Below are 22,855 nucleotides of genomic sequence, written 5' to 3'. Positions count from 1 at the left end.
GTTCCGCCTGAAACACCAGACCACAACTCCTGCTCGATGTAACCCGCCGCCGAACAAGAGGTGGTAGTAGGGGTGGGCGATGGAGCAGGTGCTGGCGCAGGGGCAGGAGCCGTTGCGGCTAATCCCAACAACTCTACGTTAAAGCTTTGCTTTACACTTACTGCAGCGTCATAATTAGCATTACCTACTTGCGTAGCGGTTACTGTAACAGTACCAGCGCTACCCAAAAGAGTAACTTCATTACCTGTGATAGCAGCCACTCCAACCTCAGGCGAGGTATGGACACTATAAGCAACTGGCAAACCTGAAGAAGTCGATGCTTCTAGCAAGAACGGCTCTACACCTACCGTTTTATTTTCTATAGGAGAAAAAACAACGGTTTGCTTCGCTTTGTTAATTATTAAATTTTGCCTAACAGCAGTAGCAGCACTATAGTTGGCATCACCACCCTGTGTTGCTTCCACTACCACTGTACCCGCACCAACAATAGTCAACATATTTCCAGATAATGTTGCGGGACCAGATACAACTTTCAAAGCTACAGGCAAGCTTGAAGATGCTGATGCACTGATAACAAAAGGCGCGTCTCCATAAGACTTAGCCGACAGAGCATTGAAAGTGATACTTTGATTAGCCTTAACCACTTGCGCCGCACCTTGGTAAGCACCAATACTAAAGCTGTTTAAACTTGCAATGTTATTTCCCCAGAAGTCAACTTTTCCAGCATCTAAGCCAAACTGATTTTTCAGATTTAACCCTGCGCCTATCAGGCTTGAAGTTGATTTTAATTTATAACCATAAAGCGTGTTCAGCTTTGTCGGGTCAGCCAAAGTTACACCTTGGCCTGCGGCTTCAAACAATGAGTTAGCGAACAAACCAGTCGCCACACCATTCACCTGCTCCTGGCCTGTAGCATTTCTCCAGGCATCCAGACTTGTGTAAGTTGTGCCTGCCCAGAATATTTTCACATGACCACCCTCAGACCAATAGCTATTTCCTTCGAATTTAATACCAGTACTAGATTGAACTCGACCCACTTCTATACTACCCGTGGCATGGAAAACATTATTCCTGATGTTTGCATTACTGATCCCGCCGCTCTGTACATAAATAGCTTTTGCAGCACCAGTAGCAGAAGGAGTTATATATACCGTGTTATTGTAAATCTCTGTATTCTGTATACCACCGTTAGCCCCAGAAGACCACAGGTGAATTCCAGCATAACCATTCTTACGACCATCGTTTTCACTTATGTTATAGCGTACAATGTTGTTTTTCATGGCAGGAGCTCCACTATACTGCGCCAGCAGATATCCCGCACCTTCGTTGTCGTGGGAATAGTTGTACTGCATAATAGAGTTAGTGCACCCTCCGTCAAGGTCAAACCCACCACCGTCTTTTGTGGTACCTGTCCTGTTGTGGTGCGCCTCATTATACTGTATAATAAGATTGTTGCAATGGTACCCCCATATACCCACAGGGCCGCCAGTCTTCCAAGCATTCAGCCAACCATTATCGTAAGCCTCACAGTACTCCACAAGCGCCCCGTCCACACCACCAAGCATGATACCGTTACCGCTGTGGTTATCTGTCATATCTGAAAGCCCAGACACCTTAAACACTTTACTGTGGCCAATGTATAGGTTTCTGTGAGCCAACACTCCATCTGCATAGGAAGAAATTCCCGCTACCCCAATATCATGCACTGAAGCATTTGTTATTGAAACATTATCGAAACCACCGTTCTTAACTCCACTACCTATCAAGATGCCGTAGTAGCGATAACCGTACACCTCTACCCCATCTACAACTACATGGCTTAACCTCGAGCCACTTAAGTCCGTGTAAATGTTTATACCTGTTATACTAAACACGCTTGACACACCTCCTCCTACAACAACAAGGTTTCTCAACTCAATGCCTTGTGTATTATGGATCTGTACACCGTAAGTTGACATCCCGCTGCTGATAGTTGCTTTTGCTCCTCCATAAGTTGAAACAACTATTGGATTACTGGCCGAACCCGTGTCATCTGAAGAAAATCCTAAAGTTCCTCTAAACGTCTTACCTCCTTCAAAAAGTATAGTATCTCCAGCACCAAACCTAGTTCTACTAATTTTTGATACAGTAGCCCATGCCTTAGCAACTGAGGTACCAGCGTTGTAATCACTTCCAGAAGGGCTTACATAATACGTTTCAGCATATATAGGACTGATTCCTAAAAGCAAAAACAAAAACATGAACACGTAAAGGTGTTTCATAAAATAAGAAGGTTAGTTAAATAATATAAACAACAGACACAGGTTCTAAACCAATATTGAATCTTTTAAAGATGTGCGAAGATATTTATTTAATTTAAAAAACAACAACCTTTTTAAAAAATAACCGTAGCAGAAACAAAAATGCAAGGTTTCAAGCACTTAAATAGCAATTAAGACCATTTAACCATTTTGCATATCATTTTAAACAATAACAAGTTTTAGTATATACTTTTAACACTATTATAATTTTTCCATATAACTCATTTTGGGGAAGTATAAATTAAATTAAATAAAGTGCAATTATATTTTTTATACTGCTTCTTATCATTCGAGGAAAATAATTTTATGATATTTGTCATTACTAAGACAAACCCGCTATTGGACACCTTCACAACACTATGAGAAAGCAAAATAATTAGCTAAAAACTAGAATAAAGCGGAGCATCTGCAACAGAGGCCACAATTGTAAAAGTGTACAATTTAAAAATTTGATAACCTTAACTTTACTTTGAGATCACACACTAGCACCATACTAAAGAAAGTACAAAAGCTAAAACCGTAGAACAGTAGTTTACTTTAAAAGTGCCTGGTACAAAGCAGATAGAAGTAGCTGCAAAAATAACAGCCATAAGTATGGATTGTATTTTGGCAGTCTTTATAGAAACAAGGTGTGTAAGTTACAAACCTTTATCAGCCAGAGTAACTGCTGTTAAAACAAGACTCGCGAATAATCATCCACTCGCAGTTGAGCCTTTCATAAAGATGAAGCCATCTGACTCAGCTGCTTCAGTCTATTACAAGAAACCAAAGCAGATAACACAAGTATAAGCAGCAACACATCTGAACCTCCAACTGAAGATAAAAGGGAGATTTTTCTTATCTTAGCCGTTCAAACTCTACAAATATGTTTAAAGGAATAGTACTTGCTCTGTTTTTAACGTCGAGTTATGCTTTTACGACTTTACAAACCGATCCATTAAAAGAAAGTGTCAAACGAGGAGCACAGGTTTATAGTGCGAACTGCCAAAGCTGCCATATGGAAAAAGGTGAAGGATTGGCTGGTACCTTTCCTCCTTTAGCTAAATCCGATTACCTGCTGAAAGATCAGAAGAGAGCAATTGGGGTAGTGTTGCATGGTGCGGAAGGTGAGATAGTTGTAAATGGAGAGACTTACAACATGATGATGCCTGCTCAAAGCCATTTGTCTGACCAGGAAATTGCTGATGTATTAAACTATATCCAAAATAACTGGGGCAACAAAGCCAAAGCTGTAACACCAGCGCAGGTTAAAGCAGTAAGAAGCCCGATGACAAAATAGTATACCACGGAGAGCCATAACTTTAAAGCATGCAACACTGGGAGCTATTGCTGTACTTTTTTGTAATTTCCTTTGTGTATGCTTCGGTGGGTTTTGGCGGTGGCTCTAGCTACTTGGCAATTCTAGCATTATACGCGATACCTTTCAAAGAGCTTCGCCTGATAGCGCTGCTCTGTAATGTAATTGTAGTAACAGGCGGCACATTGCTTTTTACCCGTAACAGGCTTGTGAACTGGAAGAAAGTAGTGCCTTTGGTGTTGGCAAGTGTACCTATGGCTTTTTTGGGTGCAATGCTTCGAATAGGGCAGCAAACCTTTTTTATCTTGTTAGGGTGCAGCCTAATAGCCGCAGCAGTTTTTATGTGGGCTGATAAAGCAAGTGCACCTAAAGAGACAAAGGCTATACAGAACCAAAACAACAATACCAGGAATGGCTTACTAGGAGGCAGCATTGGCTTCTTGTCTGGAATGGTAGGTATCGGCGGCGGAATTTTTCTTTCGCCAGTGTTAAATTTAACTAATTGGGGCACCCCACGACATATAGCGGCAACCGCCAGCGTATTTATCCTCGTAAATTCTATTGCAGGTATTGCGGGGCAATTAACACAGGTTTCTGCTAGTATAGACTTTACACGCATATTACTTTTAGGTATAGCGGTTTTGGCTGGCGGTCAGTTAGGTTCGCGCATGGCTGTTTTAAAGTTAAACCCGATAATGATTCGGCGCGTTACAGCTATACTTATTTTTGTAGCGGGGTTGGAAGTGCTTTACAAGCATTTAAGCTGATTAATACAAATAATGATGAAGGTAAATGTGCTGGCATTCGGAATTGCCAAAGAAATATTTAATGGCTCTTCTGCTGAAATAGATTTGAACGAAGAAGCCACTGTGTCTGACTTAAGAACAGCTTTAGAAGAAAAGTATCCACGGTTAAAACAGTTAGCCTCCTTTATGCTTGCCGTTAATAACGAATACGCAGAAGGAAATGATATTTTACAGCAAAGAGATGAAATAGCTATCATTCCCCCAGTAAGCGGAGGCTAAAGACACAACACATGATCGAAATCAAAATTTCTGAGAAGCCGCTACAAACTTCTACTTGCATTGAATGGGTTATGTCGCCAGCGTGTGGAGGAATAGATGTTTTTATAGGCACTGTACGTAATGCCACCAAAGGCAAACAAGTACTAAGGCTCGAGTTTGAGGCCTACGAAGCTATGGCGTTAAAAGAAATGCAAAAATTAGCAGAACAGGCTTTTGAAAAGTGGGATGTCCAAAAAGTGCTCATCCACCACCGCACTGGTGTTTTGCAAGTAGGTGAAGTTCCTGTAATCATAGCCGTAGCTGCAGCACACAGAGCCGCCGCCTTCGATGCTTGCCGTTATATTATAGACACTTTAAAGGAAACGGTGCCCATCTGGAAAAGAGAGTTTTTTGAGGACGGAGATGTGTGGGTGGCTGCACATCCTTAGCCTATCCAATTCATTTGTCCTTCAAAAAGCTAATTTTACAAGCACTACTCCTGCTCCTCCTAGGCGCTTTATCCACCGTCTAGCCAATAAGCTTCTTTCTTTGGACACATTAAACTCATCTGTTTAACGGCTTCAGCAACTTATCACGCGAGCGTTTTAAAAGCTCGCGTTGAAGCCAGGTAAAGCAATTTGGCAGCTGTAATGTATTAGTTCAGATTATATTAGATAGTTGTAGACTTGTTTTGAACAACCTGCTTTACCCGCTCTAACTCTTCTGGCGTATTTACATTCTGGAGCGCATCAGGATTAAGCGGCTGAAGTAAATTGATTTCGCTGTTGATCAAAACCTTACGGGGGCAGGTATAGCCTTGCGCTAGAAACAAAAGCAAAGCAGGATAGCTTTTCGGCTCCCAAATCGTAATTAAAGGCTCTGGAAATCCATCGTGCGGACTCTTAAAAGTAGTGGCAATAGCTGAGCTATTTCGCTTCTCCGTCAGGAATTGTAGTGTAGGCTGGTCTAGCAAAGGCAGATCACAAGCAACAACAAGCCATGCCGCCTCAGGTTGCTCCCGAAAAGCTGAAAGTATAGCGCCATAAGGTCCTAAACCTGTAAAAGTATCGGTCAGCGTTTTGTAGTTACTGTCTATATTTTCTTGCTGCTCTGCACGACAGGAGATGAAAACATCGGTACAAAACTTTTGAAGCAGATCTGCAGCAAAATAACGTTGCTCCTTTCCGTGCCAGTTCATGGCGCCTTTGTCCTGCCCCATGCGCAGGCTTTTGCCACCGGCTAGCACTAGGCCATTCAGCACAGGCTTTGCCAGCTGCATTTGCTGCTGAAAGAAAGCTACAATCTTATCTATTTGGTTTAAACGATACAGAGGTACTTGCTGCCATTCAGGTATAGTTTCCTGCACAAAATCGAAAGCCTCGGCGGCATTATCAGCAAGTAAAAACATAGCTACGTTTGTCAGCTGCGACAAGCGCTTCTGCAAGGATGCTTTTTTTGTTTCGTCTATCACCACCACCTGCGCCTTTGCCTGCTGGTGGTTTCCGTTTACCAGCACCAGGTCCATGTCAGAAAACAGCTGCCTGAACTGGAAAGGATTTAATTCTTTGTTGAAGTCGACCTGGTGATAGTTGATCTGATCTGTATACTCGGCCGCTGCACCAGAACCTAATCTGCCAGGAAGAACGGCCTCGGCATCGGTGTTAGCATGTTGCGCATCTACATAAGCACATTTATAGTTAGCAGATAAAGCACTAACCACTTCATCGGCCAATGCTTTGATAGCACCACATGGTGTACCAATTATAGCCCATTCATTTCTTCCGAAGTTGCCATAGTTTGGTCTGGCGATTGCGGCGTGTTTTTTATGCTCTTTTGAAGTCACGTTTTCCTCCTGTTTTTTCGATCAGCTTCGTTTCCTTAATTACAATGTCGTGGCTAAGCGCTTTGCACATATCATACACCGTAAGGGCCGCCACAGATGCCCCCACCAATGCCTCCATCTCTATACCTGTTTTGGCCGAAATGCTGGCGGTACAGTCGATCTCCACCTCCTGCTGCTCATTTAATTTTATACTGATGTTACAGTTGTCCATGCCGATGGGGTGGCAAAGTGGAATCAGATCTCCTGTTTTTTTCGCAGCCATGATGCCTGCAATAATGGCTGTCTGAAATACAGAGCCTTTCTTCGTCTGAATATCGTCCTGCATAAATTTCTCCAGCACTTCGGGTGGCAAGGCCACTATACTACGGGCTGTGGCTGTGCGGTGTGTCACCTGCTTCGCGCTTACGTCCACCATCGTGGCCTGTCCTTTTTCGTCTAGGTGTGTAAAATCACTCATGAATTTATACCTTTTTGCAGAGGCTTTTTGTGTAGATGCTTTCAGTAGCTATGCTAGCTGCGAAATTTGTAAAAAGCCGTTGCGTGATGAATCTTACTTTAAAAAAAGGCCTTAAATGGCCATACCTGGTATACTTCACCAGCCTTAAAGCTACTTTGCTCAGCAGGCAGCTCAAGAAAAGCATCGGCCTCCACCAAGTTAGCAAAATCGCCTGAACCATTGCCTTCCAGGGGCATAGCCTGTAGTTGACCTGCTTCGTTAATATTTAACTTTACCTGTAAAAAATACTGCAGGTTTGGTTTAAACGTCACATCCTGCGCCAGAACTGCAAACTTTTTACGTCTTGGGTAGATGCCTAAGCACTCCTCCAGCCACGGCATATAGTAGCGTTGCAGGCACATAAACGTAGATACAGGATTGCCAGGCAAAGCAAAAACCACAGCGCCATCAGCATGCTTTCCGAACCAAAAGGGTTTTCCTGGCCTTTGCTGCACCTTATGGAAAAGCTTCTCTACTTTCAACTCCTCCAGCACTTGCGGTATAAAATCAAACTTGCCCATCGAAATGCCACCACTAAGAATCAGGACATCGTACTGCTGTAGGCATTGCATCAGTTGGCTTCTCATCTGCACTTGCTCATCAGGAATGTGCAGCAGATCGGCATGTAAGCTATACTTTTGCAAAGCAGCTTTAATGGTATAGTTATTCGAGCGCCTGATCTGGTAAGGCAACGGAATTTGATCCACCTCTACCAGTTCATCACCTGTCGAAATCACCACTACCTTCGGCAGCTTTTTCACCTTCAGTTCAGTGGCTCCCACTGCGGCAGCTATACCTATCACAGCAGGAGTAACTAGTTGGTTTGCCTCAGCTACTACGTCTCCACGTTTCTTATCCTTCCCCTGCGGGTGAATATTCTGCCCTCTACTTACCTCGTCTAGCAGTACCGTCGCCACGCCATTTTCAATCTCAACATCCTCGTAGCGAATTATCGAATCGGCAGAGACAGGCAAAGCAGCACCTGTCATAATTTCAATGCACGCCTCTGTAGACTGAAGTTCTACTGGTTTATCTCCTGCGGCCTGAGTTGCTTCTACTTTGAATGATTGGACACTGTTTTTAAAAGCTTCATAATTGATGGCAATACCATCCATCGCCACACGGTTATAAGGCGGCAAGTCTCTATCCGCGGTTACATCAGCTGCCAATACTCTGCCCAAAGTCTGTTCGAAAGGCACTTTCTCTGTACCAAAATCTTTTAACTCTGCTTGTATTAATGCTTCTGCTTCTGCAACTGAAATCATGTTTGCTAATGGTAGGTTTTTAGGGATTATGTTTGTGTATCAACAAAGCTTTAATTTCCTTTTGCCAACAGAACAATGTAATCCATCAGCTTTTCAATTTCTTCTTGCTCGTACTCTAATGGCTTTACTAAATTGATGGCGTATTCTCTTACTTGCTCTCTACTCCAACTAGCTATTGTAGTAAGCGTTGAGTCAGAAAGGTGTTTCAGTCGGTTTGCAATTGCCTTGCCTGTGGCACTATCAAATTTAAATACTGACTTCATCAACCAATCTTCCAAAAGATCAGCATACCCTTCGTCCTTTAGAGTGTTTGCTACTTCTTCTCTCGCTTTCAGAAGCAAGCTTGTGATCAGGGAGCTACCTGCAAATTCATTGAGGTCATAACTGTCTATATGTTCAGAAAACTTTACCTTCGAAAGTAACTTATGAAGAGCATATACTTCGTATTTATCAGCTATCACCATTTCTATACTTATTCTTTTTACTGCTAATGCAACTTTAATGAGTTCAAAACTCAGCGTCTGAACTATGACCAGTAGCATCTAAACTAGCCATAGAAATACCATTGTTGGTACGCTACGTCTTGTTTTTAATTTCTATTTTGGCGAAGCACTACCCTCCAATAGTAGCCATAGAAGCACTAAGTGAAGTAAGGCCTGTATTATTCTTTTCTGCTTCCCAACCGTTCTTTTCCTTTTTGCTGATGGCTTCCAGCAAGGCAGTTTGTAAACCTTGTTCATTTGTGTTAGCACGCATCAGGTCCTTCACATTTAAAACGCTGGGCCCATAGAGGCAGGTTTTCAACTCTCCTGTCGGGGTAAGCCTGATGCGGTTACATGTTCCGCAAAAGGAACGGGTGTAAGCAGCTATGATACCAACACTTCCTTTGTGGCCAGGAATCTGGTAGTTGTATGCAGTAGAATGAGGCGGATCTGGAAGCTTTTTGATGTCAGGATATTTTTCCTGTATGGCACCTAGTATGCGGAAATGATCCCATTTTAAAGTCTCTGGATGAGCTCCTCCCCCGTTAAAAGGCATTTCTTCTATAAAACGAACACTTACGGGTGCATCCTTTGTAAGCTCAACCAAGGGTAAAATATCATCCGTATTTTTACCTTCCATCACTACGGCATTCAGCTTTACCTCCAGGTCGTGATGCAGCAGTTGCTCCATTGTCTCCAGCACGCTCGGTAGCTCATCGCGTCGGGTAATGGCAAAGAATCGGTTTCGGTCTAAGGTATCGAGGCTCAGGTTAACGGACTTGATGCCAAGCTTTTTCAGCTCAGGTACGAAAGGGGCTGTTAATACACCGTTGGTAGTTAAAGTAATTTGTTCCAGCCCCTGCAGTTTAGATAAGTTGGTTAAAAAGGACATAAAATCTTTCCGCACGAAAGGCTCACCACCCGTAATGCGGATTTTCTCTACACCCATTTTCACCATCACAGAGCATATCTGCAGCATTTCCTCATAGGTCATCAGTTCTTTTCTGGCAAGCCAGTCGAGGCCCTCTTCTGGCATGCAGTAAAAGCAGCGTAGGTTGCACCTGTCTGTTACGGCAAGTCGTAAGTAGTTTATTTTTCTCCCGTACCTATCTACCAACATAATTTGCGATCTGATTATTAAAAAAGCTTTCTCTGGCAAGAAGGATGTACTTACACCCCCAGCATAAGTTGCTATAAAAGATAATGCACACCACTCTGTCTTTATTTCAAGACCTAAAGTGGTGTGCCTATTATACTACAAGCTATTTATGCGTTTTTTAGTTCGGCCTGCTCCATAAATGGCTGATTTCGGAGCCGCTTACCAGTGGCTTTAAAAATAGCGTTCGCTACTGCTCCACCTGTAGGCGGAAGCGCTGGTTCACCCAAACCTGTCGGATCGATGCCGTTGTTCACAAAATGTACATCAATCTCTGGCACCTCTTTCATTCGAATCAGTCGATAAGAATTAAAGTTCTTTTGCTCTGGCACACCGTCTTTAAAGGTCATGTTGCTGTACATGGCATGGCCCAAGCCGTCTACAACACCACCACGTACCTGTTGGTAAGCGCCGCTCAGGTTAATAACGATACCGCAGTCGGCAGCAGCGTAAATCTTATCGACAACAGGTTTGTTATTTTTTAATTTTACCTCTGCAACCTGTGCCACGTAAGATCTGTGCGAGAAGTACACGCTAAAGCCTTGTGCTACTCCTTTTTTCTTACCCCAGCCCGATTTCTCTGCGGCAAGTTCTATCACACCTCTCATACGGTCGATGTCGTAGCGCACAGGGCCTGCTGGTGATTTTTTTGCCTTGTCTAATAACGCCAGACGGAACTGCACAGGATCTTTTTTAGCGGCTTCTGCCACCTCATCCAGAAAAGCCTGTTCCGCAAAAGCTAAGAAGTTGGTTATTGGAGCACGCCAAGGTCCTGTTGTAATAGTTGATTTATGTTCAATCGATTCAATCAAAAGGTTATCTACGGCACCTGAAGGGAAGTTATCTTCGCGTGTAGGATTACCTGCATTGATGCCTGCACCACGAAGCTTATAGCCAATCATGTTGCCTTGAGTATCCAGCGCAGCCTCAAAACGATAGCGAACAGCAGGGCGGTACGTACCACCAGTCATATCGTCTTCGCGGGTCCAGATAACTTTTACAGGGGCCTTGATGATGCTGGAAAGCTCAGCTGCTTCTAACACATAATCGGCACTTAACCTGCGGCCAAAACCACCGCCTAAACGTGTTAGCTCCAGCGTTATCTTTTCAGGATCTATATTAAGCATTTTAGCCACCATGCCACGTGCCATTTCTGGAGTTTGTGTTGGGCCAGCCAACTCCACTCCGTCAGGACGTACATGTGCAAAAAAGTTCATTGGCTCCATTGGGCTATGCGAAAGAAACGGGCATTGATACTCGCTTTTCACGACTTTCGCCGCTTTTTTGAAAGCTGCATCTACATCACCCTCTTTGCGACGCACGGTAGCCTCGGGCTTAGCCAGTAGTGTTTTAAAGATGCGGTCGTGGTCAGAAGAGCTTTCCAGGTCGCCATCCTTTTCATACTGAATTTTAAGCACCTTCCGCGCCTTATTTACCTGCCAGGTAGATTTTCCGACAACGGCCACGTTGTTTTTGAACGTAACCACATCTACTATTCCAGGCATGGCTTTAGCAGCAGCGGCATCCACCGATTTTATTTTGGTTCCGAAAGCCTCAGGCCGCTGAATCATAGCGAACAGCATGCCTTCTTTATAGAAGTCCATGCCATAGAGCGGCTTGCCCGTAATCATCTCCTTGTTATCGACATTACGAACTACCTTGCCTATCAGCTTAAAGTCTTTTACATCTTTCAGCTTTACATCGGTCGGAACAGGAACCTTAGCTGCTTCAGTAGCCAGTTCGCCGTAGCTCAGCTTACGCCCTGTCGCCTGGTGCACCACCATGCCATTTTCAGTTATAAGCGTACTAGTGGATACTTTCCACTTTTTGGCAGCAGCCTCCATCAGCATTTGCCTGGCGGTAGCTCCCGCTTTGCGTAAACGCTCCCAAGAGTGAGGCACGGCACCGCTACCACCTGTCACCTGACGATCAAACTTCTTCGTATCCAGGGGTGCTTGCACCACTTTTACTTTTGTCCAGTCAGCATCCAGCTCCTCTGCCACAATCATTGGGAAAGAGGTTTTTATGTTCTGGCCAAGCTCTGGGTTTGGAGAAAATATAGTTACAATTCCGTCGGGTGAAAGAGACAAGAAGCTGTTGAACTCAATGCTCCCTCCAGCTAAAGAAGAGTCTTTTACAACTTTCATGGCCGAAGCCGAAGTGCTGGTCCAGCTAAAGCCGAGCATAAGCCCTCCGCCCGCTGTGGCAGCCAACTTCATAAAGTCGCGTCTGCTAGGTTTTGGTAAAGTCGACATGGCTATTTTGTTTTGGTGGCGGCTAAAGCAACGGCTTCACGGATGCGGTGGTAAGTACCGCAACGGCAAATATTACCGTGCATCGCGTTATCAATTTCCTCAGCAGATGGTTTAGGGTTTCTATTCAGAAGGGCACTGGCCGTCATGATCTGACCTGCCTGGCAATAGCCACACTGGGCTACATCCACTTCATCCCAAGCCAACTGTACGGGGTGGTCCCCATCGGCAGAAAGTCCTTCAATCGTGGTGATTTTGGAATTTCCTACAGCAGAAACAGGATATACGCAAGAGCGCATTGCGTTTCCGTTTACATGTACCGTACAGGCACCGCATTGGGCAATTCCGCAGCCAAACTTAGTACCTACTAATCCCAAATTATCGCGCAGCACCCAAAGCAAAGGGGTATCTGGCTCTACATCGGCCTCATAGGTTCGGCCATTTATTTGCAGCTTGTATGTAGCCATCAGTCTAAAGTAAAAGTTTTATGACCAAGATAAGAAAATTATCTTAATTATCCAGCAAAAGAAGTACTGGTAAGGCAATAGCAAAGGTAGTTATACCTGATAAACAGAAGGTTTACAGAGGCGATAAGTTGCAGAAAACAAGGCTACTGCTGTGCTTTCAAGGCAGCATAATCTGCAGCTGTATCAATATCGATGGCTCCAAGCAGGAATGGAACAGACGCAACCGCATTGTTGTACTTGAAGAGCAGCTTTTTAGCTCCCTCCTGCCCTTTTAGAGACAGCAAATCAGAAAAGTAAGTTTTGTCGAATAATACGGGCGTACCGAGGGTATTCTTATAAGCACTTGCCACTATCCCTCTTCCAGCCTCAGCTTTTGTATCGACTATAGTTTTTAATAAAGTAGCATCCATAAAAGGCTGATCGCAAACTACAAAGATGCAGTTTTCCAGGTTAGGTTGTGTTGTCAGCAGGTTGGTAAGGCCACAGCGAATAGAAGAAGCCATACCTTCTGCCCAAGCTTCATTACAAACTATAGCTACAGGTTGGTCCTGAATTTCTGCTTTTATACTTTCCGCGTTAGCACCCAGCACAGCAACCACAGGCTCACAGCCTGAAGCTAGCGCAGTATGTACAGCGTGTTGCAGCAATGTCTTTTCTTTAAAAAGCAACCTCTGCTTCGGCTCTCCTAGTCGTGTAGAGGCTCCCGCTGCAAGTATCACAAGTCCTGTCATGTGGGTGAATATTGGGTGAGTTTACTTTTCGTAGAGGAAAATGCCGCATGTTTAGCGCAGCGTAACTTATGGCTGTAGATGAGGCAAGTTTTTTTACTTGCGCGGCTTTCATTATAATACTTCATCAAGTTAAAAACTTGCCACTTTTAGAGGTGTAAACATCCCTCCGCCCCCCTTCAAAGGGAGACTTTATCCTGCTTCTTTACTTTATATTGTTGCATTGCTACCCATCGATTTTAACTTTCTCCCGAAATGAGATTCTGAAAACTACAAAGAACAGCTTCTTACTTTTTCCAGGTTTATTTGTTCTATGGTGCCTGCTTCGCGGTGATGGATGGTTTCTTTCTTATCTCTTAAAGATGTTCCTGTTTTTTTAGCTAAAACTGCTTTTATTTCTGCCAAAATAGAAAGGGCAATTTCTTCGGATGTCTCCGCCCCTATCTCCAAACCTGTTGGGCCATAAATGCTTTGCAATGCTTCATCGCTGATTTTTGTACCTTCGTCTGTTAATTCCTCTAGCATGCGCTCCAGTTTCTTTTTAGGACCAAGCGAACCTACATACGGAAGCTGCAGCGGTAATAGCTGGCGCAACATTGCCAGATCGTAATTGTAGTTATGGGTCATGAGAACAAACACTGTCTGCTCATCTGGATTTAGCTGCTGCAGCACTTGCTCTGGCTTTCCCACCATAACTCGATGCACCGCAGGGAATCGCTCAGAGGTAGCATAATTGGCCCGACCGTCTACTATAGTCGTTTCCCAGCCAAGTATAGCAGCCATGCCAGCCAATGGCACAGCATCGTTTCCTGCCCCAACAACAATAAGTGAAACAGCTGGTGTAAGCAGTTCTACAAAACCAGTTAGAGCTGCTTCTTCTGTAGCATAGGTTTTAGTTATAGAGGTTCTGCTTAGTAGTGCCTCCTGTGCATCAGCTATCAAAACAGCTTTAAAATTTTCATCTAAAGTACTGCCATGCAGTTCACCCTTTTCAGGCAGGAAAAGGCATGTGCCAGGCTGTGGCGCAGTTCTGTTAGCCAGAGAAAACAACGTTACCACCACCGCATGCTGCCGCTTGCTCAGGAAAGCTCTAAAGAAAGCGATAGGATTGGCAGGATCTTCTACGTTGATCGGCTCGATCAATATCTGAATGATGCCGTTGCAGCCCAGACCTACGCCCAGTTTCGCATCGTCCTCATCCGTGGTATCATATGTAACCAGCATCGCCTTTTGCTGCATCATCACAAGGCGGGCTTTCCGCAGGGCATCACCTTCCAGGCAGCCGCCGCTGATGGCACCCGTTAACTGACCATCTTCGGTTACCAGCATACGTGCCCCAGGCCTTCGGTAGGAAGAACCTTGCACGTGCACTACCGTAGCCAGCGCTGTCTGCTTATTTTTTTTCTGTGCCTCTTCAAAAGCACGCACTATATCACTTAATTCCTTCATGTATGTTCAACTTGACCTCTGCCTTACTTCTTCTGTGTGATAAGGTACAAACCTGCGGCCAATCCCGCAACAAGGGCTACGCCTGTAAGCGCAAAGTTACGCTGATCTTTCGGTGATCGCCAACCTCCTTCTATGCCAGTTTCTGATCCAACGCCAGGCTTGAACAAACTATTGTCTGAAATAGGGGCTGGTTCTGCCCTGCTGAAGTAGTTTTCCATAATACCTGTAAGTATACGACGCGTCAGGCTTGGGAACAAGATATAAGAAAGTCGCATCAGATATCCAGACCCTCCTACCGTTACACTTTCCTTCGGATGCAAAGCTAGCTTAACCATGGCATCAGCTACTAGCTGCGGATCATAAACAGGTGGTATAGGCTGTATTTTTACGCCAATATAGTTGCCGCCATGCTGAAAACCTGGTGTATCGACAAAGGCAGGAAAAACATCGCAAACGTGTATCTCAGGCCACTTGAACAGCTCACCGCGCAAGGCACCAGAGTAGCCGCGCAGACCGAACTTACTGGCTGCATAAGCCACCGTATACGGTTCTGGCACCCAACCTCCCACCGAAATGGTGTTAATCAGGATGCCATGCCCTTGCTGTTTGAAATATGGTAATACGGCATAAGCACCGTGTATGTGCCCGAGCAAGTTCGTTTTAATTACCTGTTCGTGCGCCTCGATGGGCGTTTCCGTAAACTCGCCTATTGCGCCTATGCCTGCATTGTTTATCCAAACATCTATTTTACCGCCATACTGCATCGCAGCCTGTGCCAGCAGTTGTAGCGCATCCGCATCGGTCACGTCTGTTTTTACATAAGTTGCTTTCGTGCCTATACTTTCGCACTCTGCTACCACCTCCTGAAGCACCTCCTCTCTTCGCGCCGCCAGCACCAATGTAGCGCCATGGCGGGCAAACTCCAAAGCAGCCGCACGACCTATTCCACTCGACGCTCCGACTAAAACCACGACTTTTCCTTTCAGATTCTGTTGCATGTTAAGTTTGTTTATAGGTTGAAAAGAGACTCAGGACATAGGCCACAAGACGCATAGCTCATCATATTGATCAAAAATTTCCCTGCTGCTTCAGTATTATAACCTTAAACAGCAGGGAAACCAGCATTAGGTTTTACCTATACAGGTAAGCTACTTCTTAGGTAAGGCATAAGCAGACGCTTGTACCACCTTCTGTCGCACAGAACTTAGCTTCGTCGAAATACAAAAATCTAAAATCTAATTTCTAGTATCTAACATCTAAGCTTACAGTAGCTTATCTAGCGTTATTGGCAGCTCCCGCACCCGTTTGCCTGTGGCATGGAAGATGGCATTGGCAATGGCTGGGGCAACACTCACTATCCCGATTTCTCCCAAACCTTTCGCACCAAGCGGGTTCACATGATCATCTTTCTCCTCTACAAAAATCACCTCAATATCATGCACATCAGCGTTTACGGGCACGTGGTATTTGTCTAGGTCGTGGTTCATGAAACGGCCCAGGTTGTTGTCCATTACTGTCTCTTCTTCCATGGCCGCGCCTATACCCCACACGACACCGCCTAAAATCTGGCTGCGTGCTGTTTTAGGGTTGATAATGCGGCCACCTGCGATGGCACTTACCACGCGGGTAACCTTCACAGTTCCTAGATCCTCATCTACCTTCACCTCCACAAACGTAGCCGAGTGTGCATAGGGCGAATATTTTTGCTGCCCTTCCACAGGTTCGCTCGACACGTTCTCTTCTATGGATTTTCCCTGGCTTTGGACTAGTGCTTCCTTTATAGTAACGGCCTTCGCAGGATCATTTTTCAGACTAATTTTACCGTCTTCAATGTTAACATCGTCTAAAGTAGCGTTGGCCAACGGTGAATTTGCCACCTGCTGTGCCAGTTGCAACAGCTTTTCACGTACTTTATCGCAGACCAGTTTTACCGCCGAGCCGACAGACGAAACCGTCCAGGAACCACCTTGCAACGGTGACTTGGGCAATGAGGAATCTCCTAGTTTGAACGTAACGTCCTCTAGTGGCAGGCCAACAGTTTCCGCTGCAATCTGCGACATGACAGTGTAGGTACCTGTTCCGATATCGGCGGTGGCGCAGCTTACGGTTAGCTTGCCGTCGGTTGTCAAAACAGCTTTAGCAGCGGCTTGTTTTTGGGTTGCTTCCCAAGCTCCCTGCGCGAAGCCCCAGCCAATCAGGTTGTGCCCTTCCTTCATCGATCTTGGCTCAAGGCTTCGTTTCTCCCAACCAAACTTCTCTGCGCCTTGCCTGTAGCACTCGCGCAGTTCTTTACTTGAGAAAGGCTTACCTTCATTCTGATCCTTTTCAGAATAGTTCATTTTGCGGAACTCCAGCGGGTCTACTCCTGCTTTGTAGGCCAATTCGTCTATGGCACATTCCAACCCATAGATACCCGTGGTACCTCCTGGGGCTCGCATATCCAACGGCGTATACACATCGAGCGCCACCAGCTTATGACTTACCTTTACGTTGTCGCAGTTGTACAGCACACCAGGCCATATCACCACATTTTCGGAGTAGTCTTCAAATTTCGATGTCTCGCCAAAAGCATCGTGCTGTACGGCCTTTAGTTTACCGTCGGTGTCTGCTCCTAAAGCAAACTTTTGCACTGTTTTAGGCCTATGCCCAAAGGAGAACATCTGCTGCCGCGTCAGCACTACTTTTACAGGGCGCTTCAGCTCCCGCGCCGCCAACACAGCTAGGAACAACTGATACTGCGGGCGCAACCCCGAGCCAAATGCTCCTCCCACAAAAGGAGAGATTACGTGTACATCTTCCTGCTGCATCCCGAAGGCGTTGGCAATGTACTGCTGGCTATTCTGTACTCCCTGTATTTTGTCGTATACCGTCAGTTTACCGCCTTCTTCCCAGATAGCAAGGCTGGCATGCATCTCTATCGGGTTATGGTGTTCGCTGGGGTGGCTATACTCTGCTTCTATTTTGACTGCAGCGTTAGCTAGAGCCTCATCAGGATTGCCCCAGGGTTCTGGCGGTTTAGACGATTTATACTTTTCTGGTATGTAGGCTTGCTTAATATTCTTCTCAAAATCAGTATCAAAAGAGTAGTTTTCGTATTCCACCTCTACCAGTATAGCACCATATCGTGCCAGTTCATACGTTTCGGCCACCACCAGCGCAATCGGCTGCATGCTAAACTGCACCTCGTTGTCGTACAACGGGCGGAACGGAGAGCCTGGAGGAGAATCTTTGTCCTGGTAGTTTTTGTCGCCCCACACATAGCCTGGGCGGTTTTCATGCGTAAATACCTCCAGCACGCCATCCAGCGCTAAAGCTTTGCTGGTATCAATACTTTTTATCTTGCCCTTAGCTATTTTACTATTCACCACAAAGCCGTAGGCCATATTTGGAGCCGTGAACTCAGCGGCGTATTTTGCCCCGCCCGTTACTTTTAGGCGACCGTCAACACGGTTGACTGGTTTTCCTGTTTGGTTTCCTATCATGATTTCACCTCCATTTCTAAAGCCTGTTGCAGCGCACGAACGACTGCCCGTTTCGCCAACTCAATTTTAAAGTCGTTATGCCCGTAGCCTTTGGCCCCCTCCAAGTAAGCCTCTGCCACCATCCGAAAGTTTTCTTTGGTAGCTTTTTGATCGCTTAGCATGGCTTCGGCTGCAGGTAAACGCCAAGGCTTATGCGCCACACCGCCCAGTGCAATGCGGGCTTCTTTTATAGTGTCACCGTCCATTTCCAAGGCAGCAGCCACCGATACTAGCGCAAAGGCATAAGATGCACGATCGCGCAGCTTCATGTAAGTATAGTGGTTGGCAAATCCTTTAGCAGGCAGGTCTATGGCCGTAATAATCTCGTTTGGTTGCAGATTACTGTCTATGTGTGGAGTATCGCCTGGCAAACGGTGAAACTCCGCAATGGGAATAACACGATCACCATCTGGGCCTGTCACTCTTATTTTTGCCTCCAAAGCGGCAAGGGCTACTGCCATATCCGATGGATGCGTAGCGATACAATATTCGCTTGTGCCCAATATAGCCAAGTCTCGGTTATAGCCTTTTATAGCAGAGCAACCTGAACCTGGCTCGCGTTTGTTGCAAGGAGTGTCGGTGTCGTAGAAGTAATAGCAGCGGGTGCGTTGCAGCAGGTTACCGCCATCGGTAGCCATGTTCCGCAACTGGCCCGTAGCCCCTGCCAGTATAGCATGCGATAACAAGGGATACCGCTTCTCCACCTGCTCGTTATAAGCTGTATCGGCGTTGGTAGCGAGTGCTCCGAGGCGCAAACCGCCGTCTTCAGTTTCTTCAATGGTTTTTAAAGCCAGGTGGGTAATATCTATCAGGTGACGCGGCTTCATCACGTCAATCTTCATCAGGTCTAGCAGGTTGGTGCCGCCTGCAATAAATTTAGCCTCCTGGTTGGCAGACACTTCCTGTACGGCAGCGGCTACATCATCTGCTTTGTTATAGGTAAAGCTTCTCATTTAGATTCGCTCCTTTCCAGTGCTTCCTGCACTACTTTTACAATGTTTACATAAGCACCGCAGCGGCACACGTTGCCGCTCATCAGGTCGCGTATATCGTCCAAAGATTTGGCCTTGCCCTCGTTCACCAAACCAATTACAGAGCAGATTTGACCTGGTGTGCAATAGCCGCACTGGAAGGCGTCGTGGTCAATAAAAGCCTGCTGCACGGGGTGCAATTCGCCGTCTTTAGCCAGTCCCTCAATGGTGGTGATTTCCTTGTCCTGCTGCATCACAGCTAACGTGAGGCAGGAATTAATACGTTTGCCGTCTACGAGCACAGTGCAGGCACCGCACTGGCCGTGATCGCAGCCTTTTTTGGTGCCAGTTAAGTTTAGATGTTCCCGCAGCGCGTCGAGCAGCGAAGTCCATGGAGCTAATTGCAGCTCCTTCTGCTCCCCATTGATATGAAGCTTAACGGAAGATTTTGGTGGTGATGTAACAGAGTTGTTTCCCATAGTTTTACCGTAGGTATCAGAATTAATGTTTATACAAGATAAAGGTTTGATTGCCCTGATGCAGGTGGAGACATCTTTGGCTTAAGCGTAGTGTGTGGGTGCTGTAGTAGTAAAGCATTACAACAATTGCTAGTACGTACCAGTTTGTTCTTGCTGCTCAACAGCTTTAATCCTACGCACGGAATTTGGTTATTGTTAAAGAGGAGATGTTAATTCTTCAATCCTTAGGCATTATGTAGCAGCAACAACATTGGTTTCTAGTCATCTAAAATACTGTAACATCGTATATACTAACATTATAGCCTATAGTCATTCTTTTGAGGGTTTAAAAAATTTTTCAGTAGTTTAGCTACTTCTCAAAAAGAGTATAGATACATCAAAGTTATTTTCTAAATAAAAAATAGAATATCAGCACTAACACTAAAAATACAGCTTATTAGCCTTCTAGAAACTCCTCTTAAGACAGCAACAGATCAGACACAGTCGCATAAAAATTCAAATTATTATATATAAAGAAACAACTTTATTAAAAATCAAACGTCTAAGCATGTATTGGCTATGCTTGTAGACTGCTGATACTTTAAATTAGCTTTCATAAATTATTTAGTTCAGGAAGCATTGCCAGCCTAGAAAAACCCCTTAAACAAAGCTTATAGGTGATATTCTTATTGCTGCTCTGCTATTGAGAGATGAAGATGAAGAAGAACTACTATGTTACTTTAGGAATAAAAGAAACAGCATCGCTGAATGAAATTAAAGATGCTTACAGAAAAATCTCAAAAAAAGTACATCCCGATTTAAATCAGGGCGACAGCTTTTTCGAGAACTATTTTAAAGAGGTACAGGAGGCTTATACTGTATTATCTGATCAGCTTAAGAGAAGGAATTACGATTTACTGTCTAAAAGTAAATCTGGTCCCGCACAAGCCGCAGCTTCTAATCCATCTGAAGTACAGCACCTTGAACGCATGAACGCCAGATTGGAGGCGCAGATACGTGAGCAAAGCAGAGTATTACTTCACATCCAAGCTGAGAAAAAAGCCTTAAATGAGGATCTGGAAAAATATGTAAAGTCTTTGTTTGAGGCCAAGAGCCAAAAAGATACACTTTTAGGTGTACTGGAAAGACTAGAGCTAGAAGCCAAAAATCAAAAAAGCCAACACCTGGCCACTGTACAGAAGCTGGAACAAGAGGCTAAAAGCAGGCAGAAAGAAATTCAGTTTAAGTATGAGAAATCTGCAGCGGAAGCCCGCCAGCAACAAGACATACTACAAAAAAAAATAAAGGAACTGGAGCGAGAAGCCAATGTGCAACAAAAAGCACATCAGGCTGCCGTGCAACAACTTGACCTTGAAGCCAACAAGGTTAGAAACGAACTTCAAAACAAAATAAAGCAGTTAGAAGCCGAAGCTCTCCGACAGAAAGAGGCACAGCAAAGCTTTGTACAGAAACTGGAACTTGACTTCAAAAACGAAAAAGAAGCGCTTGTAGCAGCACAGCAAAATGCAATGCAGAAGCTGGAGTCTGATTTTAACAAAGAGAAGGAAACACTGCTGAATGCACAGCAGAAAGCAGAGAAAGAAGCCAGCGAACTACAGCAAGAGCTGCAGAAAAAAGTAAATGAACTAGAGCACAAAGCCAAAGCCCTTGAAGATGCACATCAGCGTACTATCCAAAAGATGGAGCTGGACACGAAGAACAATCGAAATGTGCTTCTGAACAGAATCAAGGAGCTAGAGAATGAGGCTATAAAACAGGCTGATCAACAGCAAAGCACTGTGCAAAAGTTGGAGTTGGAGCTTAAGAATCAAAAAGAGATTCTGAAGTCTGTTCTTAATAAATCTGAGAAAGAGGCCCGTGAAATGCAGGATAAACTACAGAAAAAGGTAGTAGCATTAGAACTAGAGGCGAAGTCGCTTGAAGACGCATACGAGCAACTGGTTCAGGATCTGAAATCTGAATCTAAGAACCAGGAAGAAGGCTTTGGTAAACAGCTTCAGTCGCTGGAATTAGGTGCCAAAAAACAGCAGGAAAACTTTAAGAGCCGAATTGAAGCTTTAGAACTAGCCTCTGAACAGCAGGAAAACAAGCTTCGCGAAAAAATTGAAATGCTGGAGCTAGAGGCCAAACATTTGACGGATGCCCTGCAAACTAAAAATGATGAACTGGAAAGCTACAAGGCAAGTTTAAAAGAGAAAGAAGAAGAACTACGCAGGCAACAAGAAGAGCAACTTCGAAAGCAACAAGATGAAAAGCTTCAAAAGCAGCAAGAAGTTAAGATTGTGAAAGTGCCTGTAAAAGAGTCCGTAATAAAGCCCGTAGAAGTTCCAATTCAAAAGCAGCAACCTACTTTTGAAAAAGAGAAGGTTGCTCTGGAAAAAGAGAAAGTAAGCCTTGAAGAAAAGCAACATACACTTGAAGCAGAAAAGCACCGCCTGGAGACAGAGAAACATACGCTTGAGAAAATGCAGGCAGAACAGCTAGAAAAAGAAAAGGTGTTGCAGGAGGAGTTATTCTCTGTTAGATCGAAGTTAGCTAAAATATCAGAAAGCCAGCCTTTCCTAATCGAAGCGATAGACCTGTTCTCCTCAAAAGAAGACAGTGAGCCTACAACCACTTTTCTGGCTAAGGATGTGCGGTTTATTTATACCCGGCTACGTGTAACCATGCTTACTGAACGGCAAGGCACCTTTAATGTGAGGGTAAAATTCATAAATCCTAAGGGAGGCTTATATTCCGACCCTAGAATTTCTCCTGCTGGGGCATCTTTTACTGCGAATTTAAACTACACTCCAGAAGGTACATTTTTATACCTGGCAGGTTGGGGTAGCTCTTCTGGAAACATATTCTTGCCAGGTGAAAACTGCATTGAAATTTACAGTGAGAACGGCCGTCAACTAGGCAAAACAAGTTTTCAAGTCAAAGAAAAGCTTCCCGCTTTTTCCAAGTTAAAGAGTTTACTGTAAAGGAGCCTGTACTCCTTCTAAAGCTATAACACAGAGCGTAAATTGGACTACCCAGTTTACGCTCCTTTTTTAGGCCAGCGCCGAAATCCAGATCGAAGATTGTGACTTTTATCGCGCATACTTCAATGAAATATAGATTCATACTTGCAGCTTCCCCTCCCCTTATCAATTGTAGTTAA

At 44.8% G+C, this 22,855-nt stretch carries 19 protein-coding genes; 5 read left to right on the top strand and 14 right to left on the bottom strand.

Translation table 11 applies throughout. From position 1 onward, the window contains the following. A partial coding sequence (locus tag LN893_RS17100; RefSeq protein ID WP_229972217.1) for a right-handed parallel beta-helix repeat-containing protein occupies positions 1-2,261 on the bottom strand: 2,261 nt, incomplete at its 3' end. A gap of 904 nt (positions 2,262-3,165) precedes the next feature. Here LN893_RS17100 and LN893_RS17095 point away from each other — a divergent pair. From LN893_RS17095 to LN893_RS17080, 4 genes are read left to right on the top strand one after another with little or no spacing between them, the layout of a single operon-like run. Continuing rightward, positions 3,166-3,579: a c-type cytochrome gene (locus LN893_RS17095; protein WP_255710098.1), complete on the top strand. Its 414-nt coding sequence runs from the start codon at positions 3,166-3,168 to the stop codon at positions 3,577-3,579. Between the two features lie 29 nt (positions 3,580-3,608). Next, complete coding sequence (locus LN893_RS17090; RefSeq protein WP_229972213.1) at positions 3,609-4,364, top strand: sulfite exporter TauE/SafE family protein; 756 nt, start codon at positions 3,609-3,611, stop codon at positions 4,362-4,364. A 12-nt stretch (positions 4,365-4,376) separates the two neighbouring features. Continuing rightward, on the top strand, positions 4,377-4,622 hold the full coding sequence (gene moaD, locus LN893_RS17085) for a molybdopterin converting factor subunit 1 (protein WP_229972211.1): 246 nt from the start codon (positions 4,377-4,379) through the stop codon (positions 4,620-4,622). 11 nt (positions 4,623-4,633) lie between these two features. Then, positions 4,634-5,050, top strand: a complete 417-nt coding sequence (locus tag LN893_RS17080) for a molybdenum cofactor biosynthesis protein MoaE (RefSeq protein ID WP_229972209.1) — start codon at positions 4,634-4,636, stop codon at positions 5,048-5,050. A 221-nt stretch (positions 5,051-5,271) separates the two neighbouring features. Here LN893_RS17080 and LN893_RS20825 read toward each other — a convergent pair whose 3' ends face one another. From LN893_RS20825 to LN893_RS17015, 13 genes are all read right to left on the bottom strand, one after another. Then, complete coding sequence (locus LN893_RS20825) at positions 5,272-6,444, bottom strand: NTP transferase domain-containing protein (RefSeq protein ID WP_229972207.1); 1,173 nt, start codon at positions 6,442-6,444, stop codon at positions 5,272-5,274. Continuing rightward, positions 6,425-6,901, bottom strand: a complete 477-nt coding sequence (gene moaC, locus LN893_RS17070; RefSeq protein WP_229972205.1) for a cyclic pyranopterin monophosphate synthase MoaC — start codon at positions 6,899-6,901, stop codon at positions 6,425-6,427. Before moaC ends, LN893_RS20825 begins: the two co-directional genes overlap by 20 nt. 98 nt (positions 6,902-6,999) lie before the next feature. Then, a complete protein-coding gene (locus LN893_RS17065; RefSeq protein WP_229972203.1) occupies positions 7,000-8,205 on the bottom strand; it encodes a molybdopterin molybdotransferase MoeA in 1,206 nt (401 codons plus the stop codon). A gap of 50 nt (positions 8,206-8,255) precedes the next feature. After that, the gene (locus LN893_RS17060; RefSeq protein ID WP_229972202.1) at positions 8,256-8,747 is read right to left on the bottom strand and encodes a hypothetical protein; all 492 of its coding nucleotides are present in this window, start codon (positions 8,745-8,747) and stop codon (positions 8,256-8,258) included. 70 nt (positions 8,748-8,817) lie between these two features. Beyond that, entirely contained in the window at positions 8,818-9,807 is a 990-nt protein-coding gene (gene moaA / locus LN893_RS17055; RefSeq protein ID WP_229972200.1) for a GTP 3',8-cyclase MoaA, read from the bottom strand. A gap of 146 nt (positions 9,808-9,953) precedes the next feature. Continuing rightward, positions 9,954-12,098 (bottom strand): xanthine dehydrogenase family protein molybdopterin-binding subunit, encoded by a 2,145-nt coding sequence (locus tag LN893_RS17050; RefSeq protein ID WP_229972198.1) that lies wholly within the window; start codon positions 12,096-12,098, stop codon positions 9,954-9,956. 2 nt (positions 12,099-12,100) lie between these two features. Continuing rightward, positions 12,101-12,562, bottom strand: coding sequence for a (2Fe-2S)-binding protein (locus tag LN893_RS17045; RefSeq protein ID WP_229972196.1), 462 nt, complete (start codon positions 12,560-12,562; stop codon positions 12,101-12,103). Between the two features lie 143 nt (positions 12,563-12,705). After that, complete coding sequence (locus tag LN893_RS17040) at positions 12,706-13,293, bottom strand: nucleotidyltransferase family protein (RefSeq protein ID WP_229972194.1); 588 nt, start codon at positions 13,291-13,293, stop codon at positions 12,706-12,708. A 267-nt stretch (positions 13,294-13,560) separates the two neighbouring features. Then, entirely contained in the window at positions 13,561-14,739 is a 1,179-nt protein-coding gene (locus tag LN893_RS17035; RefSeq protein ID WP_229972192.1) for an XdhC family protein, read from the bottom strand. A 23-nt stretch (positions 14,740-14,762) separates the two neighbouring features. Continuing rightward, positions 14,763-15,737: an SDR family oxidoreductase gene (locus tag LN893_RS17030; protein WP_229972190.1), complete on the bottom strand. Its 975-nt coding sequence runs from the start codon at positions 15,735-15,737 to the stop codon at positions 14,763-14,765. A gap of 264 nt (positions 15,738-16,001) precedes the next feature. Beyond that, positions 16,002-18,221 (bottom strand): xanthine dehydrogenase family protein molybdopterin-binding subunit, encoded by a 2,220-nt coding sequence (locus LN893_RS17025; RefSeq protein WP_229972188.1) that lies wholly within the window; start codon positions 18,219-18,221, stop codon positions 16,002-16,004. After that, positions 18,218-19,213 carry an FAD binding domain-containing protein gene (locus LN893_RS17020; protein WP_229972180.1) on the bottom strand — a complete coding sequence of 332 codons (996 nt, stop codon included), beginning with the start codon at positions 19,211-19,213 and terminating at the stop codon, positions 18,218-18,220. The genes LN893_RS17025 and LN893_RS17020 overlap by 4 nt, the downstream gene beginning before the upstream one ends. Next, positions 19,210-19,710 carry a (2Fe-2S)-binding protein gene (locus LN893_RS17015; protein WP_229972179.1) on the bottom strand — a complete coding sequence of 167 codons (501 nt, stop codon included), beginning with the start codon at positions 19,708-19,710 and terminating at the stop codon, positions 19,210-19,212. Before LN893_RS17015 ends, LN893_RS17020 begins: the two co-directional genes overlap by 4 nt. A 689-nt stretch (positions 19,711-20,399) precedes the next feature. On the opposite strand from LN893_RS17015, the gene LN893_RS17010 reads away from it, so the two are divergent. Further along, the gene (locus tag LN893_RS17010; protein ID WP_229972177.1) at positions 20,400-22,676 is read left to right on the top strand and encodes a DnaJ domain-containing protein; all 2,277 of its coding nucleotides are present in this window, start codon (positions 20,400-20,402) and stop codon (positions 22,674-22,676) included. Positions 22,677-22,855 lie beyond the last annotated feature (179 nt).

Origin of the sequence: Pontibacter harenae, from assembly GCF_020907245.1 — a bacterium.
GTDB lineage: Bacteria > Bacteroidota > Bacteroidia > Cytophagales > Hymenobacteraceae > Pontibacter > Pontibacter harenae.
Note: the sequence above shows the minus strand (reverse complement) of the source record. Positions and strands in the feature narration are given on the sequence as shown.